The following is a 17,937-nucleotide window of genomic DNA, read 5'->3' on the forward strand; positions in this document are numbered from 1 at the left end:
CTACAGCCAGTCGCGCTTCTTGAAGATGACGTACAGGCTTGTGCAGACCACTGCCATCAGGAGGATCGCGAAGGGGTAGCCCGCAGCCCAGTGGAGTTCCGGCATGACCTCGAAGTTCATGCCGTAGATGGTGCCGACCAGGGTGGGTGCAAAGAGGATGGCGGCCCAACTGGAGATCTTCTTGAAGTCGTCACCCTCACGCCGCTGACTTGAGAAAACAGCCTGCGCGGGTCAACTCCCCGGGCTGCCGCAACCGGTCGATGTTCAGGGCGTTAGTCCATCGAAACGGACGGCGCAGCCTCCTCGCATGCAACTCCTCGAGCTCAAGGAGAAGACAGGTGTTCCCCACAGTCGAACGCCGGTTCTGGCGGTCGGTAGCCGTCGCGGCCACCGGAGTGCTCGCCGCAGGCCTCCTCGCTGCGCCGCCCGCCGGAGCCGACACGGCGGGGCCGGTGATGGGCCGGAACTTTCCCGATCCGGATGTCGTGAAGGTGGGCCGCACCTACCACGCCTACGCGACCAACGGTGAGGCGGCGAACATCCAGCACGCCACGTCCACGGATCTGGTCCACTGGTCCCCGGCCGAGACGGACCCCCTGCCCCGCCTCGGGGACTGGGCGGAGCCGATGCGTTCTCTCGTATGGGCGCCGGAGGTATTCGCCAACGGACACGGATTCACCATGCATTACACCGCTCGCGACCGGGCCAGCGGCAAGCAGTGCATCGGCGTCGCCCTGTCGTCCTCACCCGACGGCCCGTTCCTGCCCACCGGCAAGGGACCACTGGTCTGCCCGGCCGAGCAGGGGGGCGCCATCGACGCCGCGAGCCATACGGAGGACGGCCGGCGGTACCTGCTCTGGAAGAACGACGGGAACTGCTGCGAGCTGGCCACCCGGATCTACCTGCAGCCGGTCTCCTCGGACGGCACCCGTACGACGGGCGAGCCCGTCGCTCTGATCGGGCAGGACCGCGAGTGGGAGGGGAAACTTGTCGAGGCCCCGACCCTCGTGCGGCGTGACGGCCGCTACGTGCTGTTCTACTCGGCCGACTTCTACGGTGACCACCACTACAAGACGGGCTACGCGGTGGCCAGTCGGCTGACGGGCCCCTACGTCAAGGCGACGGCGCCGCTGATGTCCACCGAGTCCTTCAGCGGCATGGTCCGCGGCCCCGGAGGGCAGGATGTCGTGACCGGTCCGGACGGGCAGGACCGGATCCTCTTCCACGGCTGGAGTCATGACGGCTCCGAGCGACGCTTCCTGTACGCGGCGGACCTCGGCTTCGCGGACGGCCGTCCGGTCGTTCGGGGCAGCAAGGTACTCCATCAGGCGGAGAGCGCACGGGTGCACCGGGCGGTCGTCCGTGATGCGGCAGAGGCCCTTGACGGTCGGGCGGTCGGCGGGATCGACCATCCGGACAGCTTCGTCGAGTTCTCCGTCTTCGCCGCCTCGGCGGGACCGCACACGCTGACGGTCCGGTACGGCAACGGTTCCCGGGACGGCGCCGACGTGCCGGTACCGGCCTCCCACAGCCTCACCGTCAACGGGCAGGCTCCGGCCGACGGGCGGGTGGACTATCCGTACACCGGATGGGACAACTGGCAGCAGGCGAGCGTGCCTGTCTCCTTGCGTCGGGGCTGGAACACCGTACGCCTGACCAAGGACGACTACTACGCGGAACTCGACTCCGTGGAAGTGGCCTGAGGCTGCCTCAGCTGGTGCGGGTGGAGGGTCCGCGGCGGACCCTCCACAACGTCAGCCCCACTTCTGGTGATTCGAGCCGTCGCAGGGCACGGCCCGCAGCCCTTGGCTGTCGTCCAGACAGGCTCCGGTGGTCCGGCTCCTGATCTCTACCGATGCGTCAGGCAGGGGTGCGACCACCCACTTCTGTGTGGCGGCCTTGCTGCAGGACGCCCCCTGCAGCGCGGAGTCGCCGCTGTCCAAACAGGCGCCGGTGGCGTGGTTGCGCAGTTCGCTGGTGCCGTCGGGAAACGGGTGGACCGTCCACCTCTGGTAGCTCATTCCGTTGGGCGCGAAGGAACGCAGGCCCTTGTCGAGGCTGTGGTCCAGACAGTTGCCCGTGACCCGGTTGACGAAGATCCGGCTGTGGTCGTCGAGCCGCGGTCCCGCCTTTCCGACCGCCTTGGGGGACACCGCCTGCCGACCCGGTGCGCCTTGCCCGGGTGCTGAACCCGACGGCCACGGACCGAACAACGCCAGAGCGCCGCCGCACAACAGGCCGGCGCACGCACCGCCCGCGGCCCACACCCAGCGGTGCGATACCCACCGGCCGGCCGTACGCCGCCAACGGCGCCACCGGCCCTCCGTAGCGGCGGACGGGCCCGCGCCCGCGGGCGGTTTCGGCTGGCACCGGTCCGCCGCCTCCCACAGGGCGCGGTACTCAGAGGGGTCCGCGCCCAAGGCCCGGCACAGGTCGTGGACGGTCGACCACGGCGGGACCGTGCTGCCCCGCAAGTAGCGCGACAGCGACGAGTCACTGGTCATCACCTCGGATTCCAGTGAACGCAGCGTGCGACCGGATCGCCGCTGCAAAGCCTTGAGCGCACTCCCCAACTGCTGCGCCGCACTGCCGTGCGGTCCGTCGAGGCCCGTCACGTTCGCCCCCTTCCGACGGCCGCACACTGATGCTTCGCAGGCCGCTTCATGTCCCGGGATGGTCATGTCCCAGCAGGTCAGAACCTTAGGGATCCCGACATCGGTGAAGCAAACGGGACAGCCTTGCCCTGGCCGCATCGCCGCCCGCAGACTCCTTCTCGTCCGGCCCCGCAGCCCGTGCAAGCGCCGCATCGCGGCCTCGCATCTCCGGCACGGGTGTCACGGAGGGCGACCGAACCGTCCCTCCCCCCCCGACCCCAGGGCTTCGCAGCCTTCACCGCCACGGCCCGTATCGGCTTCCGTGTCGGCCTGGAGTCCCGACGCCCTTGCCCGGCCGCGTGGACCGGCGCCTCCATCCGCCACGAGCGAGAACACAGAAACAGGAGAATCCACATGTCCAAGAAGACCACCCGCCGTTGGGGTGTGGCAGCGTTGACAGCGGTCCTGTGCGCCGGGTCCGTCGCCTTGTCTGCGCCGTCCGCGCCCGCGGCTCCTTCCGTATCCGCGGCGTCCGCGGCGTGGGCGACCGCCGAGGTGGGCGGTGCCCTCGCGCCCTGGGCCGATCGGGCCGGATCGGCCCCCGCGGTCCAGGCGGCTCCCCGTATCACCCGCGCCCAGGTGCTGGCACGGGCGAAGACCTGGCTGACCGCGAACAACGGCCGACCCGTCCCCTACAGCCAGAACAAGCGGTGGAAGGACGGATACCGGCAGGACTGCTCCGGTTACGTCTCGATGGCGCTGGGGCTGTCGAAGCCCGGCCCCAACACCGTCTCGCTGAAGAACGACGGGTTCACGCGCCGGATCTCAATGAAGGACCTGGCTCCCGGCGACCTGGTCATCAAGGCCAACAGCAACAACCCCGACAACCGCCACGTGGTCATCTTCGACGGCTGGGCCAACAACGCCCACACCGTCTACAAGTCCTACGAGCAGGCGGGCGGGGTCGGTACCCGCTGGAAGCAGCACTCCTACGGGGTGAACGGCCGCGACGGCTACCACGCCTACCGGCCCGTCAACATCGTGGGCTGATCCGTCCGTCCATCCATCCATCCGTCCGTTCGCGCGGGGCGGGGCGGTGCTCCGCCCCGCGCAGCCATCCGTAGAACCCCTCCCCATCGACCGAGGAGAGCCATGAACACCGTTCCGACGACCACGAAGAGGCTCCGGGCAAGCGTCGCGTGCGTGCTGCTCGCAGCGGGCCTGGCTACGGCCACCGCCACCCACGAGGCCGACGCGGCCCCGACGAGCGCGCTCGACAGCGTCCAGAGCTTCCGCAACGATGCGACGTCGGCCTGCCTGGACGACAGCGAGCACGGGATCCGGACGTACACCTGCCTGGGCAACGAGCACCAGAAGTGGAACGTCCACCGGTGGGCCGACGGCACCCGTGAACTGCGGAACATCAAGACGGGCAGGTGCTTGACCGACAGCCCCGGGGGCAAGGTCACGCCCTATCCGTGCGACAAGGCCAAGGACCAGAGCTGGATCGTGCACCGCTACCCCGACGGGGCCGTCGAGTTGAAGAACCAGCAGACAGGCCTGTGCCTGGACGACAGCCCGGCCCACCACCTCCGTACCTTCCCGTGCGGAACCCACAGCCAGAAGAGCCCGTACCAGACCTGGCGCTGAGCGGGTAGGCGGCAGCGATCCTGGCAGCGGGGACGCCGCTGGCCGGGCCAGGCCGTACGCCGGCCCTGCGGCGGCCAGGATCGCAACCGTTTGGACACGCGGCTGGCAGGGCAAGCGCCACCCGCGGGGCTGCAGCGGCCTCTCGAATGCGTCGGCCATCGGAAATCCGGTGGGCCTGGTGCGCCCTGGTCTACAGCCAGTCGCGCTTCTTGAAGATGACGTAGAGGCTGACGCAGACGACTGCCATCAGCAGGATGGCGAAGGGGTAGCCGCCGGCCCAGTGAAGTTCGGGCATGGTCTCGAAGTTCATGCCGTAGATGGTGCCGACCAGGGTGGGGGCGAAGAGGATGGCTGCCCAGGCGGAGATCTTCTTGATTTCCTCGTTCTGTTCGAAGCCGGCCTCGGCCAGGGCGCGCATTTCGGCGTTCTGTTGTTGGGAGACCAGGGTGGCGTTGACCGTCAGGATGTCCGTCAGGGCCTGGCGGAAGACGTCGACGCGTTCGCTCGTGTGCGTCACGTGGTCGGCGACGTCGCGGAGGTAGCGCTGGAGTTCTTCGTCCGTGCCGTACTTCGCGAAGCCCGCCATCAGGCCGTGGAGCATCCCGACCAGGGGGCGGGTGGCGCGCTGGAACTCGACCATTTCGCGGGAGAGTTCGTAGATGCGGCGGGAGACCGTCGGGTCGCCGCGGAAGACCTCCGTCTCGATCTCGTCGATGTCGGTCTGGACGCCCTCGACGACCGGGGCGTAGCCGTCGACCACCGCGTCGAGGATGGCGTACAGGGCGGCCTCCGGGCCGAGGGAGAGGAGGTCCGGGTTCGCCTCCATGCGGCGGCGGACCGCGGAGAGGTCCGGGGCGCCGCCGTGGCGGACCGTGATCAGGAAGTCCGGGCCGACGAAGATGTGCAGCTCGGCGAAGTCGACCTCTTCCTGGGCGTCGAGGTAGCGGGCGGCCCGCAGGACGACGAAGAGGGTGTCGCCGTAGCGTTCCAGTTTCGGGCGCTGGTGGGCTTCCAGGGCGTCCTCGACCGCAAGTTGGTGGAGGTTGAACTCGGCTGCCAGGGAGTGGAGTTCGGGTTCCGTCGGGCGGTGCAGGCCGATCCAGGCCATCCCGTCGGGCTCCTCCCGCAGCTGCCGGAAGGTGTCGGCCAGGGTGGCCGGGGAGGCGATCCGGCGGCCGTCGCGGTAGACGGCCGAGTCGATCACGCTGTGGTGGCTCGGGGGAGCGGCCGCGGCCGCTGCCGGTGCGGGCTGCGGTGTGGACGGCGGCCCCGCCGGAGGGGTCTCGGCGGGCGGGGAGGCGGGGCGGCGCCACCCCGCGCGCTTCGCGGCGGACGGCGAGTGGCGGCGGTCAGGGCGCTCCGACATCGCAGGTCAGCTCCCGGTCGAACGTGTGTTTACGGGCAGGGGGCAGGATATCGGGGGAAAAGGGTGCCCGGTGTGCCCTGTGCCTGCCCGGTGTCGGGGACTCCCTCCTTTTCGGCCGCCTCGGCCTCGGTGGGGAGTTGCGGACAGGGCCTGTCCGCAAGGGCCGTTAGCGTGTCGGTATGGCTTCCAGGACGACACATCCCGTACTCGGCACCCGCGCTCTGAACCGTGCCACGCTCGCCCGCCAATTGCTGCTGAGCCGCGCCGAGATGTCCGCCCGGGACGCCGTCGCGCACCTCCTCGGGCTGCAGGCGCAGAACGTGAAGCCGCCCTACTTCCAGCTGCACGCCCGGCTCGCCGGCTTCCGGCCCGCCGAGCTGGCCGGGCTCATGGAGTCCCGCGAGGTGGTCCGGATGGTCACCATGCGGTCGACGATCCACACGCACACGGCCCACGACGCCCTGACGCTGCGGCCCCTCGTCCAGCCCGCCCGCGACCGGGAGGTGGCCTACTTCCGCAAGGGGCTCGCGGGAGTGGACCTGGACCGGCTGGGGGAGCGCGCCCGCGCCTTCGTCGAGAGCGAGCCGCGCACCATGGGCGAGATCCGCGAGGAACTGCTCCGGGACTGGCCCGATGCCGACCCGCAGTCCCTGTCCGTCGCCGCGCGCTGCCGGCTGCCCCTGGTCCAGGTGACACCCCGCGGGGTGTGGGGCCGCAGCGGCCAGGTCCGGCTCACCACCGTGGAGAAGTGGCTCGGGAAGCCCACCGGCGGGGCGCCGGCAGCAGCCGCGGCGCAGCCCGTGGACGAGGTCGTCCTGCGCTACCTCGCCGCCTTCGGGCCGGCCTCCGTCAAGGACATGCAGACCTGGGCCGGACTGACCCGGCTGCGCGAGGCCTTCGAACGACTCCGCCCGGTTCTGGCCGTCTTCCAGGACGAGAACGGCGTGGAGCTCTTCGACCTCCCCGACGGCCCCCGCCCCGACGCGGACACCCCGGCGCCGCCGCGTTTCCTGCCGGAGTTCGACAATGTGCTGCTCTCGCACGCCGACCGGACCCGCGTGGTCGCCCCCGAGGTCAAGGGGCGCTCGTGGACCGGCAACCAGGCCCACTGCACCCTGCTCGTGGACGGGTTCCTCGCCGGTCTGTGGAAGCTGGAGGGGCGGGAACTCACCGTTGAGCTCTTCGGCCGGGTGACGAAGGCCGCGAAGGAGGAGATCGTCGCCGAGGGAGAGCGGATGGTGGAAGGCATGGGGGAAGGGGCGGGCGAAGCGATGGGGGAAGGGGCGGGCGAAGCGGCGGCGGACGGAGCGAGTGCGTCCGGTGGGAGTGTGCGGTTCGGGGCGATCAAGGGCTGAACCGCCCGCCGGGCCCCCGCGCGTGGTCAACTCGCGGCTGACGCCGCACTGGTGGTCCGTACACCGAACGGGGCACGATGCCTGTCATGACGACCGAAAGTACGCGGGACAGCGCCACCGCCCAGTTCCTGGCAGCGCGGGACTTCCTCGTGGAACGCCGCGGGGACTACGAGGCCGCACACACCGGATTCACCTGGCCCCGTCCCCCACGCTTCAACTGGGCCCTGGACTGGTTCGACCACATCGCCACCGGGAACGGCGCCGACGCCCTGCGCATCGTCGAGGAGGACGGAAGCAGCCAGAGCCTCACCTTCGCGGAGCTCGCCGTACGGTCCGGCCGGGCCGCCAACTGGCTCCGCGACCAGGGCGTCGCGCCGGGCGACCGGATCCTGGTCATGCTCGGCAACCAGCGCGAACTGTGGGAGGTGATGCTCGGCGCGATGAAACTGCGCGCCGTCGTCATCCCCGCCACCCCCCTGCTCGGCCCGGCCGACCTGCGCGACCGGGTCGAGCGCGGCCAGGTCCGTCACGTCATCGCGCGCGCCGAGGACACCGCCAAGTTCGACGGGGTGCCGGGCGACTACACGCGGATCGCCGCCGGCGATCACGACCGGGCCCCCGACGGCTGGCTGCGGCTGGCGGACGCGGAGGCCGCCGACGGCGCATTCACGCCGCAGGGCGAGACCCTCGCCACCGACCCGCTGATGCTGTACTTCACCTCCGGCACCACCGACCGCCCCAAGCTCGTCGAGCACACGCATGCCTCGTACCCCATCGGGCACCTCTCCACCATGTACTGGCTCGGGCTGCGCCCCGGCGACGTGCACCTCAACATCGCCTCGCCCGGCTGGGCCAAGCACGCCTGGTCCAACCTCTTCGCCCCGTGGAACGCCGGAGCCACCGTCTTCGTCCACAACTACACCCGCTTCGACCCCGAGCGCCTGATGGCCGAGATGGACCGGCACGGCGTGACCACCTTCTGCGCCCCGCCCACCGTGTGGCGGATGCTGATCCAGTCCGACCTCACCGCCCTGGCCAAGCCTCCGCGCGAGGCCGTCGCCGCGGGGGAGCCGCTCAACCCGGAGGTCATCGAGAAGGTCCGCGCGGCCTGGGGCGTCACCATCCGCGACGGCTTCGGCCAGACCGAGACCACCCTCCAGGTGGGGAACTTCCCCGGGGTGCCCGTCAAGCCCGGCTCCATGGGCCGCCCGGCCCCCGGCTACGAGATCGTGCTGCTCGACCCCGTCACCGGCAAGGAGTCCGCCGACGAGGGGGAGCTCTGCGTGGACCTGCGCACCCGGCCCGCAGGCGTGACCACCGGCTACCGCGACGATCCGCAGCGCACCGCCGAGGCCATGGCGGACGGGCTCTACCGCACCGGTGACATCGCCGCGCGCGACGCCGACGGGTACCTCACCTACGTCGGTCGCTCCGACGACGTCTTCAAGGCCTCGGACTACAAGATCAGCCCGTTCGAGCTGGAGAGCGCCCTGCTGGAGCACGAGGCGGTGGCCGAGGCTGCCGTCGTACCGGCCCCGGACGAGCTGCGGCTGGCGGTCCCGAAGGCGTACATCACGCTCGCGGGCGGCTGGAAGCCCGGGCCGGAGACCGCCCGGCTGCTGTTCGAGCACTCCCGCGCGGTGCTGTCCCCGTACAAGAGGATCCGCCGCATCGAGTTCGGCGAGCTCCCGAAGACCGTGTCCGGCAAGATCCGCCGGGTGGAGCTGCGGGAGCTCACCGCGGCCGGGTCGGCGGCGGAGTACCACGAGGCCGACCTCGGCTGAGCCGTGCGCGAGCCACGCAGCGCCGCGCCGGCGACTACGGGCTGCCGGTCGAGGCCCGGCAGCCCGTAGGGCGGACGCGCACGTACTGCGCCGCTACGCCGGCAGCTGCGCCTCGATCGCGGCGATGACCTCGGGGGCCTCCGGCTCGGTGCGCGGGCGGAAGCGCGCCACGACCTCACCGGCGGGGGAGATCAGGAACTTCTCGAAGTTCCACTGGATGTCCCCGGCCTCGCCCTCCGCGTCCGGGGTCTTCACCAGCTCCCGGTAGAGCGGGTGCCGGTGCTCGCCGTTGACCTCGGACTTCTCCAGCATCGGGAAGGTGACGCCGAAACCGGCAGCGCAGAAGGTCTGGATGTCCTCGGCGTTGCCCGGCTCCTGCTCGCCGAACTGGTTGCAGGGCACGCCAATGACCGTGAAGCCCTTCTCCTCGTACTTGAACTGCAGGCGGGCCAGTCCCGAGTACTGCGGGGTGAGCCCGCACTGCGAGGCGGTGTTCACCAGGAGGATCGCCTTGCCCTTGTGGGCGGCGAGGCTGGTGGGCTCGTCGGACAGGGTGGTCAGCGGGATGTCGTACAGGCTCATCGGGCTCTCCTGGGCAGGAAGTAGGCAATGCCTACGAGCTTAGGGGGTAGCTCCCCGGTCCTGCCCGGTTCACCGGCTCGGGCTCCTGCCCGGTTCACCCGCTCCGGGAGGGCCTACGCGTCCGGGCCGACCAGGGTGTCCGCCGGATCGTTGACCGGTTGCGGCATGCCCGTCAGGTCCATGACGAACAGCGGTATGCCGAGCTCGTCCGCGCGGGCCCGGGCGTCCTCCGTGTACCCGGCGAGGGAGAAGTAGACGCTCGTCGCGGAGGCGGTGAGCCCGTTCAGCCAGACGCACTCCACCGCCCGCAGACCGGCCGGAGCGGTGGTCGGGTCCACCTGGGCGACCAGACCCGGGGCCCGCAGGTCCACGGCCGCCGAGGGGATGGGACGCCCGTCGGGCTGCCGTACGTCCCGGAAGCCGAGCCAGCGCAGGTACAGCGCGGCCGTGGCCACCGCGTCGCGGGCGGTACGGATGGTCACCGGCCGGAACGCGGGCCGCGGCACCGGCGTGGCCGGCGGGGGCGGGATGTGCGCCGGGGGCCCGCCCGCGGCTCCGCGCCCGGCGGCACCCGGACCCTGCCGGGGTTCCTGGCCCGGTTCCTGCCCCGGCCCCGGCCGGGCGCCGGCCGGCCCGCCCGCACCGGCCGGATCCGCCGCGCCCGCAGGGCTCTGCGTACCCGGAGTCCCCGGCCCCGCGCCGCTCCCGAACTCCACCCGCTCCAGCGGGTGGACCGGAATCAGCACCACCGTCCCGCACGATCCGCAGCCCAGCTCCGGATGCGGCCACTCGCTCTCCCGCCCGCAGGACGTGCACCGCACGGTCACCCAGGTGTCCGACCAGGTCCGGTGGGTCAGCTGCACCGGCGGCGCCGAAAGATCGAGCGGGGGATGGACCGGGCTTCCGCAGGCGCAGGGGAAGACCGGGGCGGTGTAGCCGTTCTCGCGCAGGCACGCCGGGCAGCGCACCGGTACCGCTTCCGCCATGAGACCTGGACCCCCTCCGTCGCTGTGCGTAGGTCCATGCTCCACCACCGGCGACCGCCCGGGGGACGGTGCGCTCCTTTTCCGGGGGATTCCCGCCGGCGGATCAGTGATTTGTACAAGTCGTCGAGCTAGATGCGGCTTTTGGTGGCTTCCGGGGTCCCCTACCGCCTTGACGTCGAAGGAGCCGCCGCTTAGCTTGTTCCGTATAGCAGAACAAAACTTCCGGATTACGGAAAAGCCTGACCGCCAGACCCGCAGGAGAACTCGATGCCTCGTATGACAGCCGCCGCCGCTGCAGTGGAGATCCTCAAGCTCGAGGGTGTCGAACAAGCGTTCGGTGTCCCCGGTGCTGCGATCAACCCGTTCTACCGAGAGCTCAAGAACGTGGGCGGCATCGCGCACACCCTGGCCCGCCACGTCGAGGGCGCGTCGCACATGGCCGAGGGCTACACCCGCGCCAAGGCGGGCAACATCGGCGTCTGCATCGGTACGTCGGGCCCGGCCGGCACCGACATGATCACCGGCCTGTACTCGGCCATCGCGGACTCGATCCCGATCCTGTGCATCACCGGTCAGGCCCCGGTCTCGAAGCTCCACAAGGAGGACTTCCAGGCCGTCGACATCGCCTCGATCGCCAAGCCCGTCACCAAGAAGGCCACGACCGTCCTGGAGGCCGCGCAGGTCCCGGGCGTGTTCCAGGAGGCCTTCCACCTGATGCGCTCCGGCCGTCCGGGCCCGGTCCTGATCGACCTCCCGATCGACGTCCAGCTGACCGAGATCGAGTTCGACCCGGCCACCTACGCGCCGCTGCCGGTCTACAAGCCGCAGGCCACCCGCGCCCAGGCCGCCAAGGCCCTGCAGTTCCTGCTGGAGTCCGAGCGCCCGCTGATCGTCGCCGGCGGCGGCATCATCAACGCCGACGCCTCCGACCTGCTGGTCGAGTTCGCCGAGCTGGTGAACGTCCCCGTCATCTCCACCCTGATGGGCTGGGGCACCATCCCGGACGACCACGAGCTGGCCGCCGGCATGGTCGGTGTGCAGACCGCGCACCGCTACGGCAACGCCACGTTCCTCGAGTCGGACTTCGTCTTCGGCATCGGTAACCGCTGGGCCAACCGTCACACCGGCTACAACCTCGACGCCTACACCAAGGGCCGCAAGTTCGTCCACGTCGACATCGAGCCCACCCAGCTCGGCAAGATCTTCGCCCCGGACTTCGGCATCGCCTCCGACGCCAAGGCCGCACTGGAGCTCTTCATCGAGATCGCCAAGGAGCTCAAGGCCGAGGGCAAGCTGCCGGACTTCTCCGCCTGGGCCGCCTCCGCGCAGGACCGCAAGGCGACCCTGCAGCGCCGTACGCACTTCGACAACATCCCCCTGAAGCCGCAGCGCGTCTACGAGGAGATGAACAAGGCCTTCGGCCCGGAGACCCGCTACGTCACCACCATCGGCCTCTCCCAGATCGCCGCCGCGCAGTTCCTGCACGTCTACCGCCCGCGCAACTGGATCAACTGCGGCCAGGCCGGCCCGCTCGGCTGGACCATCCCGGCCGCCATCGGTGCCGCCACCGCGGAGCCGGAGACCCCGATCGTCGCGCTCTCGGGCGACTACGACTTCCAGTTCATGATCGAGGAGCTGGCGGTCGCCGCCCAGCACAAGGTCCCCTACGTCCACGTCCTCGTGAACAACGCCTACCTCGGTCTGATCCGTCAGGCGCAGGGCGGCCTGGGCATCAACTTCGAGGTCAACCTCGAGTTCGAGAACATCAACACCCCCGAGCTGGGCGTCTACGGCGTCGACCACGTCAAGGTCGCCGAGGGCCTGGGTGTCAAGGCGATCCGCGTCACCGACCCGGACAAGCTGGGCGAGGCCTTCGAGGAGGCCAAGAAGCTGGCCCAGGAGTTCCAGGTCCCGGTCGTCGTCGAGGCCATCCTGGAGCGCATCACCAACATCGCGATGAGCAAGACGGTCGACATGAGCGACGTCACCGAGTTCGAGGAGCTCGCGACGGAGCCGGGCCACGCCCCGACCGCGATCAAGGCCCTGCAGGTCTGATCCCCCCGCACGCCCCGACGGCCCCCGTCCCTCCTTCCGGAGGGGCGGGGGCCGTTCGGCGTTCTCCCCTCGCCCCGGCCGAGGGCCGGACGGGGCCGGGCCCTCGGATCAACGTCGTCGCGTGGTCGGATCAGACCGCGAAGAGGGCCACCACTGGTCGGCGCAGCCGCTGTTGGGGTGGCACTGGAAGGCCTGTGCGCCCTGGACGAGCCATTCCGAAGTGATCGTGCTCAGCTTGCCGATGGGCCAAGGGGCCATTCGATGGCGTGCTGCTGGCCCGTGGACATGCATGCTGCCTGCGCCGAAGCGGGCTTTGCGTCCCTCGAGAAGCCGGCGAAGTAGATGACGCTCGCCGCACAATGGAGGCCGGAGCTGGTGCTGCTTGTCCCGGGCCGCTCACGGCAGCTGCCGAATCCCTCCCCGGGGCTTCAACTTAGCTGGTCGCGCACGAGATCAAGGAATGCCTGTCGGCTCGGATGGATGTGCGCCCAGACCTTCTCATCCTGTGGCTCTCCCGGGTCTTCGGGGCCCTTCCTGATCACCTCCTGTACTGCCCACGCGAGGCTGCGTGCCGCTTCGCTGACCTCGGACGCGCAGAGTACGTGGATCGTCTTCTGCGCCACCCACACCCTGTCAAGGACCTGCCTTGCCCGGGTCTGCCACTGCTCGTCAGCCAGGTTGTGGTGATACCGATCCACCGCGACTCGTTCTGCTTCCTGCACCGCAGACAGAAATGCGATGAGGTGCGTGAGACGCTCGTTGCGGCGCGCCTCGGCAAGTTCACGGACACTGCGGCGCGCCTCGCCGCGTTCCAAGGCGCGTCCTGCCGAGCGTTGCGCCAGCATCGACATGAGCCCGCCGAGCAGGACGCCGATGAGCGGCGCAAGCATTGTCCACATAACGTCCGATTATGACATCGATGGCATGAACACGGCACGGGGTTCGGGCAATTTCGGGCCGGGACCGGCGCGCGCAGACGGCCAGGTTGTCGCAGCCTTCGACAACGGCGGGCAGCAGACGGCGGAAGATCTGAGATCTTCGCGCTGCCCTGGGCGCTCTTGGCCACAGCGCGGACCGGGAGGTCCGGTACTGGGCATGAGGTGGCGTCCGGCCTCCCGTGTCTTGTCGGCCTGCTCAAGCGTGAAGCCGGGCAATCGGTCAGCCCCCTGCCGGCGGCCGGAGAGACAGAGACAGGGCGGCCAAGATCGTTCTGTGACGAATGACCTGGACGCCCTGCTCACCGCACTGTATGTGAAGATCGACGACGAGATCACGGACACCCGGTGGCTGGGACGCCCTCCCCGGCTGACCGATTCCGAGCTCGTGCGCCTCGCCGTCGCCCAGGCGATGCTGGGCTTCACCTCGGAGTCCAGGTGGCTGCGGTTCGTCCACTCCCGCCTCGGCAAGATGTTCCCCTTCGTGCCGAAGCAGCCGGGCTGGAACAAGCGGCTGCGGGCTGCGCTGCCGCTGGTCAAGCGGGCTGTACGGCTCCTTGCGACGGACACCGACTTCTGGTTCGACAACCCCCGGGCAGGGCCGGAAGGTGCCGGGGAACAGGAACAGCAGAGCGCCGAGTCACGGGACCGTCCGTGACTCGGCGCTCTGGGTTGTTACCGCCCGACGGAGCGAGGCTGGCGCGACAGGACGTTCGCACCGCCGGGCGGGGTATGGGGGGAGGAAGGTTCCTCCGCGTGCAGGGGGCTCTGTGCGCAGCCCCTGTACGCGGAGGATTGGCTGGGACCGTGGCGGGCGGGCGACGAGAACTCCGGCGTCGTCTCCCTCAGGTCAAGAGACGGGCCTCGGAACCCATTACCACCGCACTGGCTCGCACGCTCGCCACGGTCCTCGTCCTGCCCTCACCGCGTACCACCCCTCATCCGGGTCCACGGGTCGGGCTGAGCACCCGGGGCCTGACCTCCCGTCAGGCCCCCGGTACATCCATCGGCTCAGGCGTCGCGCAGGGCGCGGACGGCCTCCTCGACGCGCTTGCCGTAGTCGGCGTCGGCGGCGTGGAAGTGAGCCAGGTTCTTCTCGATGACGTCCTCCAGGGTGACCTGAGACAGGCCGCCGGCGATGTTCGCCACCAGGCGCTGCTTCTCGGCCTCCGACATCAGGCGGTAGAGCTCACCGGCCTGGAAGAAGTCGTCGTCCTTGGTGTGGGCCGGGGCCTCGTGGGTGCCCGTGTAGCCGGAGACGGCCTTCGGGGCGCCCAGTGCCAGACCGGTCTCGGCCGGGCCCTGGTACGAGTTCGGCTCGTAGTTCTTGTCGTGGCGCGAGCCGTTGCGCAGTGCCATGACGCCGTCGCGGCCGTAGTTGTCGGCCGTCGTCGCCTTCGGGGCGTTGACCGGCAGCAGGGTGTGGTTCACACCCAGGCGGTAGCGCTGGGCGTCGGCGTACGCGAAGAGGCGGCCCTGGAGCATCTTGTCCGGCGAGGCGGTGATGCCCGGGACGAAGTTGTTCGGGGAGAAGGCGGACTGCTCGACCTCGGCGAAGACGTTGTCCGGGTTGCGGTCGAGGACCAGACGGCCCACGCGCTGCAGCGGGTAGTCGCTGTGCGGCCACACCTTGGTGAGGTCGAACGGGTTGAAGCGGTAGTCCACGGCCTCGGCGGCCGGCATGATCTGCACGTACAGGGTCCACGAGGGGTTCACACCGCGCTCGATGGCCTGGAGCAGGTCGGTCTGGTGCGAGTTGGCGTCCTTGCCGACGAGCTCGGCGGCCTGCTCGCCCGACAGGCAGCGGATGCCCTGGTTGGTCTTGAAGTGGTACTTGACGAAGAAGGCCTCGCCCTGCTCGTTCGTCCACTGGTACGTGTGGGAGCCGTAGCCGTTCATGTGACGGTACGACGCCGGGATGCCGCGGTCACCCATGAGCCAGGTGATCTGGTGCGTGGCCTCGGGGGCGTGCGCCCAGAAGTCCCAGACGTTGTCCGGCTCCTGCTTGCCCGTGAAGGGGTCGCGCTTCTGGGAGTGGATGAAGTCGGGGAACTTGATCGGGTCCTTGATGAAGAACACCGGGGTGTTGTTGCCGACGAGGTCGTAGTTGCCCTCTTCGGTGTAGAACTTGAGCGCGAAGCCGCGCGGGTCGCGGACCGCGTCCGCGCCGCCGAGCGAGTCGGCGACGGTGGAGAACCGCAGGAAGGTCTCGGTCTTCTTGCCGACCGTGTTCAGGAACGCCGCGCTGGTGTACGCGGTGACGTCGTCGGTCACCTCGAAGTAGCCGTACGCCGCCGAGCCGCGGGCGTGCACCACGCGCTCCGGGATGCGCTCGCGGTTGAAGCGGGCGAGCTTCTCGAGGAGCTGCTGGTCCTGGACCAGGAGGGGGCCACCGACGCCGGCGGTGGCGGAGTTCTGATTGTCGGCGACCGGGGCGCCGGACTCGGTCGTCAGCGTGCGCTTCGACATGGTGACCTTCCGTACGGGGTAACTGCTGACGGAAAGCGTCTTCCGTCATGCGGAACAGCCTAATTTCGGCGAGAACTAAACGTCAACAGTTTGTTGAACGAAGTTGAAGAGTGAGTGGTAATCCGGACGGCGCCGGCGCTTGGGCGCGACAGGACAGGTGTCAGCACCGGCGCCATCCGGAAACTCAGGTCCCCTGCGGGAGGGGGAGCGCTCAGATCTGAGCGCCGGAGAGGCGCTCGACGGCACGGAGCAGGGCCGAGTGGTCGAGGCCGCCGTCGCCCTGGGCGCGCAGCGAGGCGACCAGCTGGGCGACGACCGCGCCGACGGGCAGGGCGGCACCCACGTTGCGGGCGGCGTCGGTGACGATGCCCATGTCCTTGTGGTGCAGGTCGATCCGGAAGCCGGGCTTGAAGTCGCGGTTCAGGAAGTTGTCCTTCTTGCGGGTCAGGACCGTGGAGCCGGCCAGACCGCCGTTGAGGACGTCCAGGGCGGCCTCGAGGTTCACGCCGGACTTCTCGAGGAAGACGACGGCCTCGGCGCACGCCTGGATGTTCACCGCGACGATGAGCTGGTTGGCAGCCTTCACCGTCTGGCCGGAGCCGTGCGGACCGCACAGGACGATGACCTTGCCGAGGGCCTCGAGGATCGGCAGCGCGGCGTCGAAGTCGGCCTGCTCGCCACCCACCATGATCGACAGGACGGCCTCGATGGCGCCGGCCTCGCCGCCGGACACCGGGGCGTCGATGACGCGGATGCCCTTCTCGGCGGCGTTCTTCGCGAGGTCGATCGAGGTCTGCGGGGTGATCGACGACATGTCGATGATCAGCGCGCCGGACTTCGCGTTCTCCAGGATGCCGTTCTCACCGTAGGAGATGGCCTCGACCTGCGGGGAGGCGGGCACCATCGTGATGATGACGTCGGCGTCCTTCACGGCCTCGGCGATCGAGCCGGCCGCGGTGCCACCGGCGGCGGCCAGGCGGTCCAGCTTGTCCTGCTCCAGGGTGAAGCCGGTGACCGGGTAACCGGCCTTCAGGAGGTTCTCGGCCATGGGGGAGCCCATGATTCCGAGTCCGACCCAGGCGATCGACGGAAGCGCAGCGGAGTTGCTCATGATGAGGGTCCTTCTCTTAATGCTTTGTACGAAAAGTGCGTGACGTGCCTGGCTGATCGCCTGGACTTGGTCCGCCTACTGGGCGGCGCGGGCCTCGGCCGGCAGCCACGCGAAGGAGGCGGCGGCGTCGGCGGCCTTGTACTCCAGGCCTACGTAGCCCTGGTATCCGGCCTTCTTCAGCTGGTCGAGCAGCTTCTCGAGGGGCAGCTCGCCGGTGCCGGGGGCACCGCGTCCCGGCTTGTCCGCGATCTGGACGTGCCCGGTCTTGGCGGCGTACTTTTCGATGACCTCGGAGAGGTCCTCATCGTTCATCGCCAGGTGGTAAAGGTCGAGCAGGAACTTGGCGTTGCCGAGGCCGGTGGCCTCGTTCACCTTGTCCACCACATCGATGCCGGCCGGGGCGCTCACCAGGGGGTAGAGCGGCGACTCGGGCTTGTTGAGGGTCTCGATCAGGAGGATCGCGCCGACGCGGTCCGCGGCCTGAGCCGCCACGACCAGGTTCTTCAGCGCGAGCTCGTCCTGAACGGCCGGGTCCACGCCTTCGACGCGGTTGCCGTAGAGGGCGTTCAGCGCCTTGCAGCCGACCGAGGCCGCGAAGTCCGCAGCCACGTTGATGTTGGCGTTGAAGCGCTCCGACTCCTCACCGGGAACCGAGACCGCACCGCGGTCCGGGCCCGGCAGCCGGCCGGCGTAGAAGTTCAGGCCCACGAGCTGGGTGCCGGCGTCCTCAAGAGCGTTCTTGAGGGCGTCGAGCTCCTCCTGTGCGGGGGTGGGGGTCTCGATCCAGGGCCACCACAGCTCGACCGCCGTGAAGCCCGCCGCGGCGGCTGCCGCGGGGCGCTCCAGGAGCGGGAGTTCCGTGAAGAGGATCGACAGGTTCACATCGAAGCGCTGGTCCGTGTATCCCATGAGGGGTGTGCGCTCCTTCCGTATTGCGGAAGTTATTTTCTGTCTGATGGAAGGTTGCATGGGGTGCCGCGCGGATGTCAAGTGCGGACTCCCGAAAAATCCCCCCTGCCCGTCGCCCGGCCGCCACCCCTCGCGGGGGCG

At 69.7% G+C, this 17,937-nt stretch carries 14 protein-coding genes and 3 pseudogenes; 7 read left to right on the forward strand and 10 right to left on the reverse strand.

Annotated features, from left to right (window positions below; genetic code table 11):
- Positions 1 to 186 (reverse strand): annotated as a pseudogene (locus IE257_RS12440) (CorA family divalent cation transporter); the annotation flags it as partial.
- Positions 187 to 338: 152 nt separating this feature from the next.
- Between IE257_RS12440 and IE257_RS12445 the strand changes: the two are divergent.
- On the forward strand, positions 339 to 1,703 hold the full coding sequence (locus IE257_RS12445; RefSeq protein ID WP_229920303.1) for a family 43 glycosylhydrolase: 1,365 nt from the start codon (positions 339 to 341) through the stop codon (positions 1,701 to 1,703).
- A 51-nt stretch (positions 1,704 to 1,754) separates the two neighbouring features.
- On the opposite strand, the gene IE257_RS38130 is transcribed toward IE257_RS12445, so the two are convergent.
- Positions 1,755 to 2,153 (reverse strand): RICIN domain-containing protein, encoded by a 399-nt coding sequence (locus IE257_RS38130; RefSeq protein WP_229920338.1) that lies wholly within the window; start codon positions 2,151 to 2,153, stop codon positions 1,755 to 1,757.
- Between the two features lie 246 nt (positions 2,154 to 2,399).
- Positions 2,400 to 2,807 (reverse strand): annotated as a pseudogene (locus IE257_RS38135) (helix-turn-helix domain-containing protein); the annotation flags it as partial.
- 201 nt (positions 2,808 to 3,008) lie between these two features.
- Here IE257_RS38135 and IE257_RS12455 point away from each other — a divergent pair.
- Positions 3,009 to 3,644: an NlpC/P60 family protein gene (locus IE257_RS12455; RefSeq protein ID WP_189967814.1), complete on the forward strand. Its 636-nt coding sequence runs from the start codon at positions 3,009 to 3,011 to the stop codon at positions 3,642 to 3,644.
- A 102-nt stretch (positions 3,645 to 3,746) separates the two neighbouring features.
- On the forward strand, positions 3,747 to 4,244 hold the full coding sequence (locus IE257_RS12460) for an RICIN domain-containing protein (RefSeq protein WP_189967816.1): 498 nt from the start codon (positions 3,747 to 3,749) through the stop codon (positions 4,242 to 4,244).
- 190 nt (positions 4,245 to 4,434) lie between these two features.
- Here IE257_RS12460 and IE257_RS12465 read toward each other — a convergent pair whose 3' ends face one another.
- Entirely contained in the window at positions 4,435 to 5,610 is a 1,176-nt protein-coding gene (locus IE257_RS12465) for a magnesium and cobalt transport protein CorA (RefSeq protein ID WP_189967818.1), read from the reverse strand.
- Between the two features lie 179 nt (positions 5,611 to 5,789).
- Here IE257_RS12465 and IE257_RS12470 point away from each other — a divergent pair, with 179 nt between their 5' ends.
- On the forward strand, positions 5,790 to 6,965 hold the full coding sequence (locus IE257_RS12470) for a winged helix DNA-binding domain-containing protein (RefSeq protein WP_189967820.1): 1,176 nt from the start codon (positions 5,790 to 5,792) through the stop codon (positions 6,963 to 6,965).
- A gap of 86 nt (positions 6,966 to 7,051) precedes the next feature.
- Entirely contained in the window at positions 7,052 to 8,749 is a 1,698-nt protein-coding gene (locus IE257_RS12475) for an AMP-binding protein (RefSeq protein WP_229920304.1), read from the forward strand.
- Positions 8,750 to 8,842: 93 nt separating this feature from the next.
- Here the strand turns inward: IE257_RS12475 and IE257_RS12480 are convergent, their stop codons facing one another.
- Both IE257_RS12480 and IE257_RS12485 read right to left on the reverse strand, forming a co-directional pair.
- On the reverse strand, positions 8,843 to 9,331 hold the full coding sequence (locus IE257_RS12480; protein ID WP_189967824.1) for a glutathione peroxidase: 489 nt from the start codon (positions 9,329 to 9,331) through the stop codon (positions 8,843 to 8,845).
- 113 nt (positions 9,332 to 9,444) lie between these two features.
- Positions 9,445 to 10,317: a hypothetical protein gene (locus tag IE257_RS12485; protein ID WP_189967826.1), complete on the reverse strand. Its 873-nt coding sequence runs from the start codon at positions 10,315 to 10,317 to the stop codon at positions 9,445 to 9,447.
- A gap of 267 nt (positions 10,318 to 10,584) precedes the next feature.
- On the opposite strand from IE257_RS12485, the gene gcl reads away from it, so the two are divergent.
- On the forward strand, positions 10,585 to 12,372 hold the full coding sequence (gene gcl, locus IE257_RS12490; protein ID WP_189967828.1) for a glyoxylate carboligase: 1,788 nt from the start codon (positions 10,585 to 10,587) through the stop codon (positions 12,370 to 12,372).
- A gap of 428 nt (positions 12,373 to 12,800) precedes the next feature.
- Here gcl and IE257_RS12495 read toward each other — a convergent pair whose 3' ends face one another.
- On the reverse strand, positions 12,801 to 13,271 hold the full coding sequence (locus IE257_RS12495; protein WP_189967830.1) for a hypothetical protein: 471 nt from the start codon (positions 13,269 to 13,271) through the stop codon (positions 12,801 to 12,803).
- 313 nt (positions 13,272 to 13,584) lie between these two features.
- Between IE257_RS12495 and IE257_RS12500 the strand changes: the two are divergent.
- A pseudogene (locus tag IE257_RS12500) lies at positions 13,585 to 13,896 on the forward strand (IS982 family transposase); the annotation flags it as partial.
- Between the two features lie 422 nt (positions 13,897 to 14,318).
- On the opposite strand, the gene IE257_RS12505 reads toward IE257_RS12500, so the two are convergent.
- The 3 genes from IE257_RS12505 to IE257_RS12515 form a co-directional block, all read right to left on the reverse strand.
- Positions 14,319 to 15,776 (reverse strand): catalase, encoded by a 1,458-nt coding sequence (locus IE257_RS12505; protein ID WP_189967834.1) that lies wholly within the window; start codon positions 15,774 to 15,776, stop codon positions 14,319 to 14,321.
- A gap of 211 nt (positions 15,777 to 15,987) precedes the next feature.
- Entirely contained in the window at positions 15,988 to 16,887 is a 900-nt protein-coding gene (locus tag IE257_RS12510) for a 2-hydroxy-3-oxopropionate reductase (protein ID WP_189967836.1), read from the reverse strand.
- A gap of 75 nt (positions 16,888 to 16,962) precedes the next feature.
- Positions 16,963 to 17,796 carry a TIM barrel protein gene (locus IE257_RS12515; protein ID WP_189967838.1) on the reverse strand — a complete coding sequence of 278 codons (834 nt, stop codon included), beginning with the start codon at positions 17,794 to 17,796 and terminating at the stop codon, positions 16,963 to 16,965.
- Between the last annotated feature and the right edge of the window lie 141 nt (positions 17,797 to 17,937).

The sequence above is a fragment of the Streptomyces avidinii genome, from assembly GCF_014650695.1.
Taxonomy (GTDB): Bacteria; Actinomycetota; Actinomycetes; order Streptomycetales; family Streptomycetaceae; genus Streptomyces; species Streptomyces avidinii.